This window comes from Marinobacterium sp. MBR-111 (assembly GCF_040547585.1).
GTDB classification, from domain to species: Bacteria; Pseudomonadota; Gammaproteobacteria; order Pseudomonadales; family Balneatricaceae; genus Marinobacterium; species Marinobacterium iners.
This window is the reverse complement of record NZ_JBEPQA010000017.1, coordinates 37232-55027: the sequence shown is the minus strand read 5'-3', so window position 1 is coordinate 55027 and position 17796 is coordinate 37232. Positions and strand designations below refer to the sequence as shown.

The window sequence follows — 17796 nt, the reverse complement described above, 5'->3', positions numbered from 1 at the left end:
TCGCGTAATGTCGGCAGCATGCAGCCGTATCAGGTCTTGCTGACCTTGAACCAGAGCGCGTACAACGCAGGTACAAACAGCAGGGTAATCAGCGTACCCACCGCCACGCCACCGATCAGTACATAGGCCAGAGGCCCCCAGAACAGATCCAGCGTCAGCGGAATGAAGGCCAGCATCGCAGCCAGTGCTGTCAGAATCACCGGGCGTGCCCGCTGCACCGCTGCTTCAATGACGGCGTCACGCACCGCCATGCCGGTGTCGAAATTGTCCTGCACCTGCTGGGTCAGAATCATGGTGTTGCGCATCAGAATCCCCCCAAGGCCGATCAGACCCAGCAGCGCCGTAAAGCCAAATGGCTGCTGGAACAGGAGCAGTGCTGCCACGGCTCCCACCAGCCCAAGCGGAGCCGTAGCCACCACCATGAAAGTGCCCGAGAAGGAGCGCATCTGCAGCATGATGAAGATCAGCATCAGCGCCAGCATCACCGGCTGCAACTTCTGAATGGAGGCATCCGCCTTGCCGGACTGCTCAACAGAACCGCCGATGTCGATGTGATAGCCCGATGGCAGCTCGGCCCGCAATTGTGCCATCTGCTGCCAGATGGCCTGAGTCACATCCGGTGCCTGTGCCCCCTGCACGTCTGCCTGCACCGCCAGGAAAGGCTCTCGGTTGTAGCGCTTGATCACCGGATCTTCATAGCGGATTTCAAGCTCACCCAGCTGCTGCAGCGACAACTTTCGGCCTTCTGCAGTTTTGATTTCGAGCACTTCCGGCAGCAAAACACCGTCACGCGCACTGCGCGCCACCACCTGCACACTGCGGATATCCTGCCGTACCTCGGTGACAGCAAGTCCATTCAGCTGCAACTGAAGCTGTCTCGCTACCTCGTTCGGCGTCAGCCCCATCAGGCGCAGGCGTTCAGCGTCCATATTCAGATGGTAACTCGGTGCCCGCTCGTCCCACTCCAGATGCGGGATCACGGTATTGGGATGTGCTTCCATCCGTTCACGTATCTGATGTGCAATACGTCGCAACTCATTGGCATCGGGCCCCATAACGCGAAAGCTGACAGGCCAGACCACGGGCGGTCCAAACAGCAGTCGTGTCACCCGCACCCGCGCCTCGGAGAACTCGCCTGCGGCAATATGCCGATCCAGCTCAGCCATAATGCGATCACGGGCCGCGGCATCCTCTCCAATGGCAATGATTTTGGCGAAGGCAGGGTCAGGCTGTTCGGGATTGGCCGAAATAAAGAACCGAGGGGCACCGGCTCCCACATAGGCCGAGAGGCTTTTGACCTCTTCCATCTGTGACAGAATCGCTTCCAGCTTGCGCACGGTTGCATCTGTCGCGCCAATGGCACTGCCCTGTGGCAGGTAGACCGAAACCAGTACCTCCGGGCGGTCCGAACTGGGGAAGAACTGCTTCTGTACCTGTGTAGCCATGCCGATCACACTCATTACAAGCACGCCTATCGTTGCGGCCACCACCGTCTTGCGAAAGCGTACACAGGTGCCAATCAAGGCACGCAGACGACGATACAGTACCGTTTGATACAGATCACCGGGGGTGTGCCGATGATAGTCCGGCAGCAGCTTTACACCCAGATAGGGCGTAAAGGTCACTGCGACCAGCCAGGAGATCAACAGCGCGAATGCCAGCACCCAAAAAATATTGCCCGCATACTCGCCCACGCCGGACTGGGCAAACCCAATCGGCACAAACCCCACCACCGTAACCAGGGTGCCAAACAGCATCGGTACCGCCGTGACATTCCAGGCATGGCTGGCCGCCTGCACGCGGTCCCAGCCTTCCTCCATCTTCACGATCATCATCTCGATCGCGATGATCGCATCATCCACCAGCAGTCCCAGTGCGATGATCAACGCCCCCAATGTGATGCGGTCAAGATTGATGCCGGCCATTTTCATCAGCAGGAACGTCAGGCCGATGGTGACCGGAATTGCGATCCCGACCACAAGGCCGGCACGAAAACCGATCGCCAGAATGCTCACTGCCATCACCACCAGAACCGCGACCAGAAACTTGACCTGAAACAGGTTAACCGCCTGACTGATCGCCTCGGTCTGGTTGGTCAGCATCTGCAACGACATGCCCAGAGGCAAGCGCGACTGCTCGTCTGCAATGAAGGCTTCAAGACGCCCACCAAATTCGAGCCCGTTCTGACCGGATTGCATCACGACACCCAGCAAAATGGCGTCCTTACCATTGGCACGTACCAGATAGCTCGGTGGATCTTCATATCCCCGTCGCACTTCAGCCAGGTCAGACAACTTGATGAGCTGCCCTCCTACTCTCAGCGGCACCGCCGCCAACTGTTCAGGGTCGGCCAGGTCCGCCTCAATGCGTAGATAGGCTCGCGGACCGTCCAGATCCACAAACCCCGAGGCCACCATCCTGTTGCTGGCTTCGATGGCAGCAAATATCTGCTCTGGGGTCAGGCCAAGATTGTTGAGCCGATTCATGTCAAATTCGATATATACACGCTCAGGGCGTTCACCCAGCACCAGCGCCTTTTGCAGACCCGGCAGACGCTGCAAACGATCACGAATCGACTCGGCTTCACGTGTCAGTTCGCGCATCGGCATGCCCGGGGCTGTCAGGGCGATCAGCGAGAAGTACACATCCGAAAAATCATCATTCACAATGGGGCCGATCACACCGGCAGGCAGGCTGGCGGCCTCATCCTGCATCCGCTTGCGCACTTCATAAAACAGATCGGGTACCACCTCGCTGGGCGAAAAATCTTCAAACTCCACCTGCAGATCCGCACGCCCCGGACGTACAGTGGTTTCAACCTTGTTCAGATATTCCACTTCCTGGATGCGCTTCTCCAGTCGATCAACGACCTGATTCTGCAGCTCTTGCGGGGTTGCTCCGGGCCAAACCACCGACACCACCATCACGCGAACGGTGAAGGCCGGATCTTCAGCCCGCCCCAGTGAAAGGAATGCATACACACCGGCACACACGGACAGAATGATGAAAAACAGCGTGACGGAGCGCTCACGTACCGCAAGCGCCGAGAGGTTGGGAAAGCTCATTGTGCCTGCTCCCTCACATCCATTCCCGGCGTCAACAGATGGGTGCCCAAGGCAATAATGCGGCTGCCCTCGGCCAGTGAAGCGCGAATTCTGGCCTGCTCGCTTTCCAGTGACAGAACCTCAACCGGAACAGGCTGTGCCTTGCCCTCCAACACCTGCCACACCTGCGGGCCGCCGCTGCGCTCATCCAACGCCCCCAGCGGCACACTCAGCGTGACACCCTGCTGATCCTGGTTCAGCAGTACCTGCACCACCGTACCCAGGCTCAGGGCGTCAGAAGGCTGTTCAATGCGGTAACGCGCACGCCAACTGCGGCTTTGCGGGTCCGCCGCACCGGCAACCTCACGTAAGCTCAGTGGTAGCATCCTGTCTTCCAGTTGCAGCTTGCCACCTTCGGGGGGACGCACACCTTCGGCAAGATATACCTCAACCTCCAGTGGACCATCTTCAACCAACACCGCCAATGGCTGCCCCACGGCCACCACCTGGCCCGGCTCTGCACTGACCTCGGTCAGCACACCCGACCTGTCAGCTGCAAGTTTGGCGTAACCAAGGCCGTTGTGCGCCTGTGCCAGCACCGCCAGTGCGGCATCACGATGGCTTTCCGCTTCACGCAACGCCAACTCAAAACGATCCAGTGTCTGCCGGCTTACAAAATCACGTTCAACCAGTTGCTGTTGACGCTTTAACTCGCTGCGGGCAATCGCCAAAGCCGCTTCAGCGGTTTTGACCTCGGCTTCCGCCACTCGCACCGTTGCCATCAGGTCGCGTGTATCAAGCTGAAACAGCAGCTGCCCGGCTACCACTCGCTGCCCAGCATCGACATGCCGTTCCAGAATGCGACCGGGGACCTGAAACGAGACAGGGATTTCGTGACGTCCCTTGACCGTACCCGACAATTTCACCCACGCACTGTCATGACTCTGCACTGCCACTGTTCTGACCCAGGGAGCCGGTGTTGTCTCTGGCGAAGCGGATTTGTCACCGCTGCACCCGACCAGCAGCAGAGAAAGCAGAATCAGAGGAAGTGTCAGTCGCATGGCAATATACCCGATGGTCGCGTCGATTCAGTTGACCCAATCGTAAAACATTAGAGACAACAAATATATCTTCGTAACGTATTGAATATCGGCTGGTTACTCAAGCCGGGTGTTGAAACGAGCATCACTGCGGACCACTGTCTGACCCACCGGAGCAAGCGCAATCATCGCCAGTTTGAGGTGCTGAATGCCGAAAGGAATGCCAATGATGGTGATAAAGCAGGCCAGTGCCGACATTAAATGACCGATCGACAGCCAGATACCGGCAAAAATGAACCAGATGATGTTGCCAATCAGCCCCAAAACCCCAGTGCCAATATCGTCACGACCCGTCAAGTCGCGACGGTTGACCGGTTCCTTGCCGAACGGGAAAAAGGCAAAACTGCCGATTACGAAGCATGAACGCGCCCAAGGGATACCCACAATGGTGATTAACGCCAGCAAGCCGGCCAGCCACCAGGCCAACCCCATCAGCACACCACCCAACACGAACCAGAGAATATTACCCAGTACACGCAGCATTTGAATGATCCTTCAACAGCTCAGAAATATCGGGGTATTGTTTCACTATTTCCATGCCATGGCACTACCGCGCCTCCCAGACCCAATGCTCGTCATCTTTGATGACGATCTGACCTGTCCACCACTTTCGAATCCAGAGCAGTCTCGTGGCCACTGAGCTAGAGCGCTCACGTAGATCCTGAAACATGGTTACTCTGCAGCCGAGTGATATTCGACACTTGAAGCAGCATAAAAACTACATAACCGACCTGAAGGCAAGCATTACAGGGTGAGTGTGAGGACCTTAAAAACGTCCCCTATTTCCTTAAAAAAAACGATCAAAATGGATAGCTTCAAAAGGCACCCTATTTTCTAGCATCAGCAGCTTTTGTACGGCGCTAATCATGGGCGGCGGACCGCACAGATAAAACTCAGCTCCCTGAAAACTCTCCAGATACGTGGGAATGACCTCATGGACAAAGCCGGTTGCCCCACTCCACCCAGAGTCATCAGTTTGGTTAGACAGTACATTCACCAGCTTGAAGTTTTCGGCAGAGCTAAACAGCGTTTGAGCGGCGTTCAGTTCTGCCTCTAGCCGTGAACCGTAAAAAACTGTTATTGGCTTCTCGTAGCCTTGGGTAATCAGTGTATTTACCATCGATACCATCGGCGCAATACCAGATCCCCCTGCGATAAACACCGACCGTTGCTCATCTGTCGTGCTCAGTACTGATACCCCGTAGGGCCCGTCCAGCTGTAGCGTTTCAATCGAGCCCTTTGCCAGTGCGCGGGATACCTTCCCACCCGGCACCGCCTTGATAATTAGGGTCAGCTTGTTACCATCAACCGTATTAGCTGCTGAGTAAGCACGGGCACCTAGCTCCGGCAACTCAAGCATAAAGTATTGGCCGGGAGAAAATATCACCTCCCGCTCAGCCTCCAGCTGCAGCTTAAACATCTCCTCAGAAAGAAAACGTTTACTCACCACGTGGGCCGAGAAACGGCTAGGCGGATAAAGTGCACGCCCCTCAGCACGATTGACCACCTTAATCTTGAGGTCGGATTTAGCACTGCATTGGCACGCCAACAGCCGCCCTTTTCGGCGCTCGCGGTCAGACAACCCCGGCGCATCAGGCCAAAGGTTATTCACCTCACCCTCGAGTAGTTCAATCTTGCAGGCACCGCACCCACCGGAGTTGCACTCGTAAGGAAATGCCAGTTCAGCTCGCAAAGCAGCACTGAGTATCGTGTCGTCACTTGCTGACTGGAATTTGATCATCTGATCATCTGATTGAATTTCGAACATAGACAAGGTCTCTGAAAAAGCCCCTTCGACGACGCCGAAGGGGAAGCATGCTGATAGTTTAGAAGGGGAACATCATCAGACCGCCAGCATCGAACTCCTCAACGAGGCACTGCGTTCGATATATTGCTCCGGGACCAAGTCCTCGGAGAGCATTTTTAGATATGCCTCGGCAGCCCTATCTGCCAGCGGTTGCCACTTCTCGATCCAACCATCAATAACTGCCTGATTGTCCGGGTTTTCCAACGCGTGCTTGACCAGCGCCTTCGCCCAGCGGTTATGGCGCTCAGCATCTTTCAACTGGCTATCAATTAGCAGCGGCAGTAAGGTATCGTTGTTCTCCCATGCTTGCTGCTGCAGTGGCTTGAACACACTTTCAACAAGCATCGGCTTGATCACCAGATTGAGGCTGAGAAAAGCCTCGGCCCAGTCAAACGCGATCAGTTGCTTCTCCATCAGCTCACGCAATCCCTGCCAGCCCGGCTCATTCTCCCACAGCTCCCGCTCACGCTCGCCAAAACCGACATCGCCATAGGTAAGGCCGAGTTCATGCGTGCGATACGCAGTATGGGTCAGCCAACGTAGAGAATCCGCAGTTTGCAGAATACAGCAATTGGAGATCGTGCTAGCCGGGGCCATCTGCTGAACATAGGCTGATGACATCTGCAGGCAGTGGAATAAGTAGCGCAGCGGAGCGAAACAGCGAGCCAGCGTATGCTGCCAGCCATCCTGGATCATCCTGTCGTGTTCACGTTCGTTGAACTGGTCGAACAGGCCCTGCACATACGCCTCCTGGCCATCCTGCATCATGTTGTAGGTGCGGTAGACCAACTGGTCGGGATCGGTGAACGCATCCCAATCATCATGTTTAAGCGGTGATGCGTTGCGGTACTGCTTGTACCAGAGGTTCATTGGACTGTCCGGACTCAGCTCCCAAGGCGCATCCGGATTATTGGTGCTGTAGTGCAGTTTGCGCGACACGATGTCGTATTCACTTGGCTTTTTTCTCATCTCTGCCAGGTGGCTCCATGTGCGCATAGGTTTTTTGGATTCAAAGCTCATGGGTACCTCCTCAAAGAGATTTATCAAAGTAAAAACGTATCTGGTCTTGGTCAGCCCGAATCTGTCCAGCGAAGGAAGCCAGATTGATCTCCAACTCCTGCATGTTGAACGGACGGCCTAACTGCTCCTCCAGCGTTTTGCGGGTCAGGATCAGTTCTCCATCGGTCTCGATACGCACATATGCCCGCTTGTCTTCCACCCGGATCTCCTTGCCCGGATTATCGATCTCCGCCGTTTCGATCACTGGCTCCACAAGTTCACCAGCGCGGATAATCGGTCCAACGTTATTGTTGTTTAAGGCCTGATCACCCATCGTACTCATCATGTAATCCCTCTTTTGCTCAGCTGTTTCGCTAATGATTGGTGCAACAACTGGCGCTGCTTCAGGTGTGTGCCATATTCGGCGAAACGCCTTCTGTATTGACGTAAATATCATCGCCCTTCACCTCTACTGGGTACTCAGCAAGGCAGCAATCTTCCGGGTTGATGCCCTGTCCGCTTTCATCATTAAAGGTCCACAGGTGGGCACGACAGGTGATCACACCACCCTCGTAACTCCCCTCAGACAACAGAATCTCTTGATGGGGACACATCGCCTGGTAGGCTTTCACCCCATGCTCCTCGCTGTTGACGATCAGGATTTCGGTACCGTCCGAGGTCTCGAAGGTCTCCATCTCGCCTGCCCAGATGTCGTCAAGGGAACAGACTTTTTCAAAGCTCATTACGGCTAGTCCTCAAATACCACGTCGATCACTTCGGTCGGTTTCAGGCCGCTCTCGGCGACCGTCATCTCCCGCGGGAACAGTTCGCTTGATTGATGTTTGCGAACACGCATCACCCCGGCACGAGGCGCAACGCGGCGGTTAACACAGTGGTAAGCGACCTTCTCCGCCACCTGGTCCATGGAATCATTCAGATCCACGACGATCAGTTGCACCAAGAAGTCACGTTCAAACGCGGCATGAATTGGAAATGCTGACATCATCTACTCCTTAAACCGGTTCAAGCCGACTTTTTCATTTCGGGTTTACACTTCTCGGCCCAGGCGAAGTCATGGGCGTCTTTACCCATCTCCTCAACACACTGGAACCCCATGTACTGCAGCGCACCCTCCAGAGTCATCGGCTGGATCTGCCCGGCCAGGAAGCGGTCGACAATGCTCAGGTGGTTCTGGTACTGCTCCGGATCTTGCTGGAAGATCCAGCGATCCACTTCCGAACCGAAGTGGTACAGGCGACCGTTGTGCTCAAGGCTGAACACCTTTACGTCCCAGTCATCGCCGGGAATACCGACCAACGGAATCTGGCTCATGTTGCACACGGTAGGCAGGGTTTCCGGGGAAACCAGTTCCATGCGATCGTTAATCACGTTGTCGGTGATCACATCCCAGCAACGGCCCCAGCGCTTGTTCCAGCCCGGATACTTCTCCTCCAGCCAGTCACGCTCCTCCGGTGTCACCCCTGCCGCCGGGTTCCACCAGGCGGTTGTACGCCAGTACCAGACACCCATGTGATAGCTGTGGGGCAGCTCATCGATATCCTTGAGGAACAGATCCCAGTACCAGGGCTTATCCAGACCAAGATCAAGCAGTGCACGTTCGAACTGACCAATGATCCACTCGTACATGAACTCCTTGAACGACTGGTGGCGGTGCTCCAGCGGCGTGTAGTAATCCATGATCGGACCGGTCAGCACCGCGAACAGACGCCAGGCACGCCAGATCGCCATGTCGACCTTCTTCTGCGCTTCCTCCTTCTTGCCGTTCTCGATCAGCACCTGCAGAGCCGGACCACCCTGCTGCGCGTGGCGGGACTCATCGGTCTGTATGCTGGAGATCAGGTTGGCAAAGGTGTAGTCACCGGCATCGGCCGCATCGGCCGCCAGACCGAGGAACTGCATGTTGGTGAAACCGGTTTCGAACGAGAAAGTCAGCATGATCGCGACGCTGATCGCATCGCGTCCGGTGATGATGTCGTCGAAGAAGTGCTTGGCAGCGATCGCGGCCCATTCATTACTCTGGTAAGCGCGCCAGGCCCAGTCAAACTGACGGTCCTTCTTGCAGTACTCATGCGGGAAAAACAGTTGGATCTGGCCGTGACGCAGCTCGTCCATCATGCCGAACGCGGCCATGTTGCGGTTACCAGGAGCCTTTGAGAATCTCGCCATGCGCCCTTCACCCGTTACAGCTGCATACTCGCCAACGGCTATGGCACCGTAATGCGCTTTCAGGATGCTGATCCAACCCGGATCGGAATTTTCATAGATCTGTGCACGCTCAAGTGCGGCCTTTACGGAATAAGCACCGGCATCTTTTTCACGCTGAATACTGACATATTCCGGGTAAGAGGTTTTATAAGGCTCATCGTAGCTTTCCCATTTTTCCAGCGGGATGCCCATATGGCCGGACATCTGCTCAGGGAACAACTGCTCTTCGGTGACAAAACTGGGGGTCCAGTTAGTCGCCCTGGTCAGTTCATACCAGTCTTTACGGGGATGCATCGCCATCTTGTTATTCTCCGTGCGGGTTGGGTTTAAAAGTTCTTGCTATAGGAGACCACGGCGTTGATCTGGCTGTGGCTTTGGTTCAACGTCTCGGTGCCTGCAAGGTAAGACGGCGTATCCAGGCTCTCTTTCAAGCCGAACGAAAGCGCCATACCCAGCCTCGACCCGCTGTCGAAGCGGTACTCACCACCAAGAGAGATATGTTCTTTCAGATAAGCTGGGATCACAGGCAGTATCAGGTTGTTGTCCTGTGCCTGCTGCGCATAGCTGTAGCCTGCGCGAAGTGTCAGCTTGTCGTTGTAGCGGTAAGCGGTGCCGATAGAGGCCACCGTAATATCCTGATACTGATGCGGGAGTACGATATCGATTCCACCAGCCGGGGAGCTGAAACCCACATTGATGTTCTCCATCACATCACTCCAGTAGGTGCGCTTGATATCGCCGGTCACCAGCCAACGGTCGTTGATCTGATGCGCAATCCCCAAAGTCAGACTGGCGGGCATCTCGAAGTCTTTAATGCGGATATCACCACGTAGCGGCAACACAGAACCGTCACTAGCGACACCTGTAAGCGTTGCCCTCCCCTCCAGGTCCCCCACCGAGGTCTCGAAGTTGTACATCGCGCCCAGTACGGTGCTGTCGCCCAGCTTATAGGTCAGGCCCAAACGCCCACCCAAACCGATCGCGTCTACACCGCCGCCAGTCGGAGTGTTACGGGTTAAGCTGAAGTGAGCGGCACCTCCAGGACCGACGAATCCGGCCAGCGGGGCCACCAGGCCACCTGAGAGATTACCTCCGGCAGCGAGTGCACCAACTTGGGAGGCAGGAAGAAGAAGTTCGAGATTAAGTGCAGTCCAGACCAGATCGAGGCTGCCGCCGACGGTCAGGTCCGGTGTCACCTCATAGCTGAAGCCGACGGGTGCACGCAGCACCAGCAGACGGCTGGAGTTTTCGAAGCTGGTTTGGGTCCCGTTTTCGGTCCGTGACAGGAAACTGTCGTTACCGAACTCGGTGCCCAGGCCACCGTTAGCGAACAGCCCTACACCCAGGTGCCATCTGTCCAGTTCGGTGACATAACTCAATTGCGGTGCGAAGTAGGGTCCACGGTTATTGGATTCTGTGCTGCTATTGGCTACCTCTCCGCTGCTGTTTCGCGCTTTGATATCGGTGGTGACAATATCCAGTCCAACTTCGAGCTGACTACCATCCGGCGCCAGCCCTAAGGTAGCGGGGTTGCTGATCAACGCCGCGTTTCCGGTATAGTAAGAGGAGCTGGTTCCACCCATCGCACGAGAGGTTGCACCAAATCCTTCAAGGTCGAACACCTGCGTTGCATGTACGCTAAAAGCACATGAACCCAATAACAGTGCACTGGCACTTTTTATTTTTATCATCTGTTCACCCATTTTTATTTTTATATACTTTCTCAGGCAAAACGCCGTTTGATAGTGATTAGAATTCTTGCAGCCCGGGGATAAAAAGAAATTATTTTTTGGATTATGGGTTTATTTTAAAAATGTAATTATCTAAACCAAGGTTTATCAAAACTAAACGATGGGTTAACTTTGGCTAAAAATTAATTCATCTGGGCTAACAAAAGAGCATCAAAAAAAGGCTATACTCATTACCCATAACAACAAAAATCAATTGTCAGAGTCTTGAATATGAGTTCGGTGGATAAAAAGCAGTTTCAACCTGGCTCCGCACTTACCGTTCACAGCACCTACCTCGAAACAAACGGATCCGGGCAGCTTCAGCGAGAGAAACTTGCCCGTATCATCTTCGACGGCCTCTACGAGTTCGTTGGCCTGCTCGATGCGCAGGGTAACGTGCTTGAGGTAAACCGGGCGGCCCTGAACGGTGCCGGCATCACACTGGAGGAGATTCAGGGCAAGCCGTTCTGGCAAGCTCGCTGGTGGCAAATTTCGCAAGAGTCGGTCGCTGCCCAGAAACGGCTGGTAGAAGCTGCTTCCGCGGGAGAGTTTGTCCGTTGTGATATTGAAGTGTTAGGAAAAGCGGGTGGACAAGAGATTATTGCCGTCGATTTCTCATTACTCCCTATCCGAGATGAACAAAACAATATCGTTTTCCTTCTTGCCGAAGGGCGCAATATAACGGATAAGAAAAAAGCCGAAGCACAGCTGGCGTTAAAAAATCGCGAACTTGAACAACTGGTTGAAAGAATTAGAAAATTGGATAATGCCAAAAGCGATTTTTTTGCCAAGGTTAGTCATGAGCTACGCACGCCACTCTCATTAATCCTAGGGCCGCTGGAAGCGATAATGGAGGCGGAAAAAGAGCGCGGCTCGCCTCACTGGAACCAGTTTGAGGTGATACAACGCAACGCCACCACCTTGTTAAAGCAGGTCAACGCTTTGCTAGATCTGGCGAAGATGGATGCCCAGCAGATGAGGCTCACCTATCGCCGCACCGACCTTACCCTGCTAACCCGTGCGATTTGCTCACACTTTGAAGGCGTCGCTCAGCAACAGTCGATCAGCTTAAACTCTCAGTTCCCACTGCAGATGATCGCCGAGGTGGATGCCGAGAAGTACGAACGCATTATTCTTAACCTGCTTTCCAACGCATTCAAGTTCACGCCATACGGTGGCCTTATCCGCTGTACCGTCAGCCTGAGCCGTCCAGGCCATGCACTGATCACCGTCTCCGATAGCGGGCCGGGCATCCCCTATCAGCTCCGAAGCGAGATATTCGAACGCTTCCATCAACTGCAACCGGAAAGCCCTCAGGCCCAGCAAGGTACCGGTTTGGGACTCTCCATCGTGAAAGAGTTCGTTGAGCTGCACCACGGCACGATCTCCGTCAGCGATGCACCGGGGGGAGGAGCACTGTTCCAGGTGGAGCTACCACTGAAAGCGCCGGAGGGTGCTTACGTAGCCAGCGACACCCTGGCACGTAGCGAACCGCTGCAAACGGTCAACCCCGATGAATACATGACACCAACACCCTCCGCAGAAAGCACCTCCACACCTGTTCAGATGGAGTACGATCGACCCCAGGTCCTGATCGTGGAAGACAACGCGGATATGCGCTGTTTTATCAGGGATTGCCTCAACACCGATTATCAGGTGTACCTTGCTCCGGACGGCGCACAAGCGTTGGAGCTGATGCGCACCGCGCCGCCTGACCTGCTGATCACCGACCTGATGATGCCGGTAATGAGCGGCGATACGCTGGTCCATGAAATTCGTAACCAAGAGGGGTTTGCACACATCCCGATCATGGTGTTATCCGCCAAATCAGACGAACGACTGCGGGTAAAACTGCTCTCTGAATCGGTGCAGGACTATCTGTTAAAACCCTTCTCCGCTCAGGAACTACGAGCACGGGTCAGCAACCTGATATCGATGAAGGTAGCCGGAGACGCCTTGAGGCAGGAGCTATCCGACCAGAGCAACGATATCACCCTGCTCACCCACCGCCTGATCAAAAGCCGCCACCGTCTGCAGGAAAGTCACGATGCGCTACATGCGTCGGAAGCGCGCTGGAAAGCGGTTTATGAAAACTCCGCCGCTGGGATTGCACTGACCGACCCCGACAGCCGTATTCTCAACGCCAATCCCGCATTTCAGCGCATTACAGGCTATACGGAAAAGGAGCTGAAGCAACGTTCTATCGAGCAGCTGACCCCGCCGGAGGCGCGTCCACAGATGAAACAGCGCCTCTCCCGACTGCTCGAAAGCGGCGTCTCGGATTACAATGTCGAGCGCCCCTACCTGTGTAAGGATGGCTCCACGGTCTGGGGTAACGCCAGCGTCTCATTGATGCCCCCTCGCGCAGATGAGCCCCAGGTTGTGCTTCAGATCATCGACGATATCACCGAACGCAAACAAGCGCAGGAAACACTGAATCAGTTGCAACAGGAGCTCGTCCATGTATCCCGCTCCGCTACGATGGGCGAACTGGCGGCTTATATCGCACACGAGTTGAATCAGCCTCTCTCGGCGATCATGACCAACGCCAACGCGGGCACACGCTGGATAGGCAATCAGCCTCCCAATATAAAGGAAACCAGAGAGGTATTGGCCCGCATCGTCCGCGATTCCGATCGCGCTGCCGAGATTATCCGCATGGTCCGTTCCTTCTTAAGGCGTCAAGAGCCGGTACAGCAATCGGTCAACTTCAGAGCACTGATAAACGACACCGCTCTGATACTAAAGGCGCCCACGCAAAACAACGGTATAAGCCTGAAGATAGTTGCGGAGGATCCTCTCCCCAGGATTCTGGGGGATGCGGTGCAGATACAACAACTGCTCATCAACCTCGCCATGAACGCCATCGAAGCGATGTGTCAGAGCGACTGTAAAACACGCGCCCTGACTCTGTCGTTCTCGACAGATCGCACCCATGATGCACTGGTGATCCGAGTCACCGACACAGGCCCGGGTATTCCGCCGAGTCAGATGGGGCAGCTATTCAATGCGTTCTACACAACAAAAAAAGAGGGGCTCGGCATGGGCCTGGCAATCTGCTTTACCATTACGGAGGCACACAACGGTAAAATCCGGGTGGAGCGCACATCGGTTGGCGGCGCCAGCTTCGTCGTTACCCTTCCCGCCAGTTAGGACCACTGCAGATGAACGATCAATCATCAATTATCTATGTCGTTGACGATGACAACGCTGTACTGGAAGCAATGAGCAGCCTGGTACGCTCCATCGGCCTGGAGGTCGCCTGCTTCTCATCCGCTACCGAATTTTTGAACAGCATGGATCAGATAAGTCATGGCTGCCTGATTCTAGATGTCCGCATGCCAGAGATGAGCGGATTGGATGTGCAGCACAGACTGGCCGAACTTGGCGAGCAGATCCCCATTATCTTCATCAGCGGCCACGGCGACATACCGATGGCAGTCAAAGCGATAAAAGCCGGCGCCGTAGACTTCCTTACCAAACCGTTCCGAGAAGAGGATCTGCTCAGCGCCATCCGTATCGCCCTGCAGCTAGCCCCTCGCCAGAAAGCCAATACAGTCCTGATCAGCGAACTGAAAACCCGTTACGAAGGCCTGAGCAAACGCGAGCAGCAAGTTCTAAAATTCGTGCTTCAGGGCAGCCTCAACAAACAGACCGCACACGAACTTGGAATCTCCGAAGCGACCGTCAAAGTCCACCGCCACAACCTTATGAAGAAAATGAAGGCTGACTCTGTCCAAGAGCTGGTTCGCTTTATAGAAAAGCTCAAGAGCCTCTAACGTAAGGAGAGGAGTTACCACCGGGAAACTCAACTTGTAATGCAAATAGAGCCATAAGCAACACAGGGATATTCCTGCCCCTTCATACATACAAAAAAGCCGAGCCCCTCACGGAGCCCGGCTTTTTACTGGTAAGCCAGAGATTACTTGGCTTTCTTGAGCAGTTTTTTCAGACCTTTCAGCTTGCCTTCGTGCTTGGCAATTTTGGCCTTGCGTGCCTTGATCTCTTTCTTAACAGCTTTGGTCTTTACTTTGTTCGCCATGGTCGTTCTCTCCATCTAATGAGCAGATTATTTCTGTAGCGAAGCATGTTCGGCTACGAAGCTGCGAATAAAACGTCGAATTTCACGTGCTGCACTGGTATCCAGTTCATCACAAAGCGCGACAAACTGATCGCGATCTTCATTATTGATCCGGATAACCAGCTGGCTGTTTTTGGGCCTGCTTTTCTTTTTACCGCTCATTAAAAGCCTCCCAAAGCTGCCTGCAGCCGACTATCGACTGACAATCATATGTATATACAAAGCAAACCATAGCAGCTAACAGCGACAGGGTCAAACCGCCATAACAAGAGGCAGACCTATTCACATCTTTGCTAAACTGGTGACCAGCTTAAACGTGCAACCGCATTCAAATCATCAAGGTCGGCCGAAACATCCGATCTAAGGGGAACAATAATGAAGCACGACGATACGCTTGTGCAGCAACTGAACAGGGTACTGACACTTGAGCTTACATCCATCAACCAGTATTTCCTGCATGCTCGCATCTTCAGGAACTGGGGACTGGAACGGCTGAACCACAAGGCCTACAAGAAATCGATTCTTGACATGAAGCAGGCCGACCGGTTGATTGAGCGCATTCTGTTTCTGGAAGGGCTACCCAACCTGCAGCACCTGGAGCGCCTGCGCATCGGTGAAGATACCGAAGAGATGCTGCAGGGGGACCTGAGCCTTGAGACTGACCAGATTGCGCTGCTGCGTGATGTGATCGCCCAGTGTGAAGCCGCTGCTGATTATGTCAGCCGCAAGCTGCTGGTCGAGATTCTGGAAGAGGAAGAGGAACATCTGGACTGGATTGAAACCCAGCAGCATCTGATCCGCGAAGTAGGTATTCAGAACTACCTGCAATCGGCCATTGAGGAGGATTGATTATGCAAGGCAAGCAAAATGTCATTGACGCACTGAACAAGCTACTGGCCGGCGAACTGGCCGCCATGGATCAGTATTTTATCCATTCGGAAATGTATGCCGACTGGGGGTTCAACAAGCTCTATGAGCGCATCGCGCACGAGTTTGATGATGAAAAGGGTCACGCCAAATTGATGATTGAGCGCATATTGTTCCTGGGTGGCACACCGGACCTGGTAACACGCGAGCCCATTCATGTCGGCAAAACCGTCCCGGAAATGCTGCAGAATGACCTGAACACCGAATATCAGGTCGTGCATAACCTTAAACAGGTCATTGCACTGTGTGAACAGGAACAGGATTACCAGACCCGAGAAATGCTGCGTCAGCAACTGGCCGATACCGAGGAAGACCATGCCTACTGGCTCGAAAAGCAGCTGGGGCTAATAAACCGTGTTGGCCTGCAGAACTACCTGCAGTCACAGATGTAATTTTGGGGACCGACCTCCAAGCGCGGTCGGTCATCCCCTCTGTTTTAACATCCGACCCACAGTGTGTGATCGAAGAGGGAGCTAGCATTATAAGTCTCGGTGAATCCACCGAGGCTCTTCAGAACCGTCCAACAGGCGCTGCCAATCAACAAGAGACCCTGTATTGATTCAACGATGCTGATCTGCTTGAGTTTAAACATGGGAAATGGCGGTCAGGGAGGGATTCGAACCCTCGATACGTTGCCGTATACACACTTTCCAGGCGTGCTCCTTCAGCCACTCGGACACCTGACCGCATTGTGCAATTGATGCTGTTTTTGGCTGTCATGGCGACCGCCTCATCAATTGAGGTGCGCATTCTAGCAGACTGATTTCAAAGCACAACATCTGGCCCTACTTTTTTTGTCGGTGCCTGTATCCAGACCAAGACGTGGGCCATTTGGCGGGGTATCATGCCGCTATTGCACAAACCGTTCGACTATTCAGGGAGTTCTGTTACAGATGTTAATGCCAATTTTGGCCGTGGTTGGAGGTCTGGCTCTACTGGTGTGGAGTGCTGACCGTTTTATTGACGGAGCGGCAGCAACCGCGCGTTTTGCCGGGATGCCGCCTTTACTCATCGGCATGGTAATCATAGGTTTTGGTACCTCTGCTCCCGAAATGGTCGTTTCGGCTTTTGCTTCGGTCCAGGGCAACCCTAACCTGGCACTGGGGAACGGCTATGGCTCCAATATTGCCAATATCGCACTTATTCTGGGTCTGACCGCCCTGCTCAGCCCTATTGCGGTTCATTCCCAGATTTTGCGCAAAGAGCTGCCGCTACTGACCGTGTTCACTTTTCTCGCGGGTTACCAGTTGCTGGATGGGCAGATCACGCGTATCGAGGCCGTAGTGCTGTTGATTGTGTTCTTTGCCATGATGGGCTGGTCAGTCATGCAGGGTATACGCCAGCGAGGCGACACCCTGGGCAGTGATATGGAGCATGAGCTGGAAAGCGAACCGGCCATGACACTGGGCAAGGCCATCTTCTGGCTGCTGCTGGGGCTGGTATTGCTGATCGTCAGTTCCAGGGTTCTTGTGTGGGGTGCAGTGGATATTGCAAGCGCGCTTGGCGTCAGCGACCTGGTTATCGGCTTGACTGTGGTGGCGGTCGGTACCTCCCTGCCGGAGTTGGCATCCTCCATCATCGCTGTACGCAAGAATGAGCATGATCTGGCGCTGGGCAATGTGATCGGTTCGAACATGTTCAACACCCTGGCGGTAGTCGGCATTGCCGGTGCCATTCACCCGATGTCTTTCAGTCCTGAAGTTCTGACGCGGGACTGGGTCGTGATGGCAGGCCTGACACTGTCGCTGTTTATTCTGGGCTATGGTTTAAGGGGCAAGGGCCGAATCAATCGCATAGAAGGTGGCGTGCTGGTGGCAGTATTTGTGAGCTATACCGCATGGCTGATTTACGGTGTGATCGCCACACAGGTCTGACAGGGAGG

Annotated in this window: 16 protein-coding genes and 1 tRNA gene; 5 read left to right on the top strand and 12 right to left on the bottom strand. The window is 54.4% G+C overall.

The features are described 5' to 3' along the window. Positions 1-29: 29 nt before the first annotated feature. The 10 genes from ABIE61_RS12520 to ABIE61_RS12475 form a co-directional block, all read right to left on the bottom strand. On the bottom strand, positions 30-3065 hold the full coding sequence (locus ABIE61_RS12520) for an efflux RND transporter permease subunit (RefSeq protein ID WP_354409939.1): 3036 nt from the start codon (positions 3063-3065) through the stop codon (positions 30-32). After that, on the bottom strand, positions 3062-4105 hold the full coding sequence (locus ABIE61_RS12515; protein ID WP_354409938.1) for an efflux RND transporter periplasmic adaptor subunit: 1044 nt from the start codon (positions 4103-4105) through the stop codon (positions 3062-3064). Before ABIE61_RS12515 ends, ABIE61_RS12520 begins: the two co-directional genes overlap by 4 nt. 96 nt (positions 4106-4201) lie before the next feature. Then, positions 4202-4627 (bottom strand): YccF domain-containing protein, encoded by a 426-nt coding sequence (locus ABIE61_RS12510; protein WP_354409935.1) that lies wholly within the window; start codon positions 4625-4627, stop codon positions 4202-4204. 304 nt (positions 4628-4931) lie between these two features. After that, a complete protein-coding gene (locus ABIE61_RS12505; protein WP_354409933.1) occupies positions 4932-5912 on the bottom strand; it encodes a 2Fe-2S iron-sulfur cluster-binding protein in 981 nt (326 codons plus the stop codon). 75 nt (positions 5913-5987) lie between these two features. Beyond that, positions 5988-6971, bottom strand: coding sequence for a toluene-4-monooxygenase system hydroxylase subunit beta TmoE (gene tmoE, locus ABIE61_RS12500; protein WP_354409931.1), 984 nt, complete (start codon positions 6969-6971; stop codon positions 5988-5990). Positions 6972-6981: 10 nt separating this feature from the next. Continuing rightward, positions 6982-7293 (bottom strand): toluene-4-monooxygenase system effector TmoD, encoded by a 312-nt coding sequence (gene tmoD, locus ABIE61_RS12495; protein ID WP_354410008.1) that lies wholly within the window; start codon positions 7291-7293, stop codon positions 6982-6984. 61 nt (positions 7294-7354) lie between these two features. Beyond that, positions 7355-7693, bottom strand: a complete 339-nt coding sequence (gene tmoC / locus ABIE61_RS12490) for a toluene-4-monooxygenase system ferredoxin TmoC (protein WP_354409929.1) — start codon at positions 7691-7693, stop codon at positions 7355-7357. A 5-nt stretch (positions 7694-7698) separates the two neighbouring features. Next, complete coding sequence (gene tmoB, locus ABIE61_RS12485) at positions 7699-7953, bottom strand: toluene-4-monooxygenase system hydroxylase subunit gamma TmoB (RefSeq protein WP_354409927.1); 255 nt, start codon at positions 7951-7953, stop codon at positions 7699-7701. Between the two features lie 20 nt (positions 7954-7973). Further along, positions 7974-9476, bottom strand: a complete 1503-nt coding sequence (gene tmoA, locus ABIE61_RS12480) for a toluene-4-monooxygenase system hydroxylase subunit alpha TmoA (protein WP_354409926.1) — start codon at positions 9474-9476, stop codon at positions 7974-7976. A gap of 26 nt (positions 9477-9502) precedes the next feature. After that, complete coding sequence (locus ABIE61_RS12475) at positions 9503-10867, bottom strand: OmpP1/FadL family transporter (RefSeq protein WP_354409924.1); 1365 nt, start codon at positions 10865-10867, stop codon at positions 9503-9505. 270 nt (positions 10868-11137) lie between these two features. On the opposite strand from ABIE61_RS12475, the gene ABIE61_RS12470 reads away from it, so the two are divergent. Continuing rightward, positions 11138-14059, top strand: coding sequence for an ATP-binding protein (locus ABIE61_RS12470; RefSeq protein WP_354409921.1), 2922 nt, complete (start codon positions 11138-11140; stop codon positions 14057-14059). Positions 14060-14070: 11 nt separating this feature from the next. Then, on the top strand, positions 14071-14685 hold the full coding sequence (locus tag ABIE61_RS12465) for a response regulator transcription factor (RefSeq protein ID WP_354409919.1): 615 nt from the start codon (positions 14071-14073) through the stop codon (positions 14683-14685). A gap of 290 nt (positions 14686-14975) precedes the next feature. Here the strand turns inward: ABIE61_RS12465 and ABIE61_RS12460 are convergent, their stop codons facing one another. Next, positions 14976-15149 (bottom strand): hypothetical protein, encoded by a 174-nt coding sequence (locus ABIE61_RS12460; RefSeq protein ID WP_175527641.1) that lies wholly within the window; start codon positions 15147-15149, stop codon positions 14976-14978. Positions 15150-15362: 213 nt separating this feature from the next. Between ABIE61_RS12460 and bfr (ABIE61_RS12455) the strand changes: the two genes are divergently transcribed. Together bfr (ABIE61_RS12455) and bfr (ABIE61_RS12450) are read left to right on the top strand one after the other, a co-directional pair. Continuing rightward, positions 15363-15836: a bacterioferritin gene (bfr, locus tag ABIE61_RS12455; protein ID WP_354409917.1), complete on the top strand. Its 474-nt coding sequence runs from the start codon at positions 15363-15365 to the stop codon at positions 15834-15836. 2 nt (positions 15837-15838) lie between these two features. After that, complete coding sequence (gene bfr / locus ABIE61_RS12450; protein WP_091826643.1) at positions 15839-16306, top strand: bacterioferritin; 468 nt, start codon at positions 15839-15841, stop codon at positions 16304-16306. 206 nt (positions 16307-16512) lie between these two features. Here the strand turns inward: bfr (ABIE61_RS12450) and ABIE61_RS12445 are convergent. Further along, a tRNA-Ser gene (locus tag ABIE61_RS12445) sits at positions 16513-16600 on the bottom strand. A gap of 207 nt (positions 16601-16807) precedes the next feature. Between ABIE61_RS12445 and ABIE61_RS12440 the strand changes: the two genes are divergently transcribed. Then, the gene (locus tag ABIE61_RS12440) at positions 16808-17788 is read left to right on the top strand and encodes a calcium/sodium antiporter (RefSeq protein WP_354409914.1); all 981 of its coding nucleotides are present in this window, start codon (positions 16808-16810) and stop codon (positions 17786-17788) included. Positions 17789-17796 lie beyond the last annotated feature (8 nt).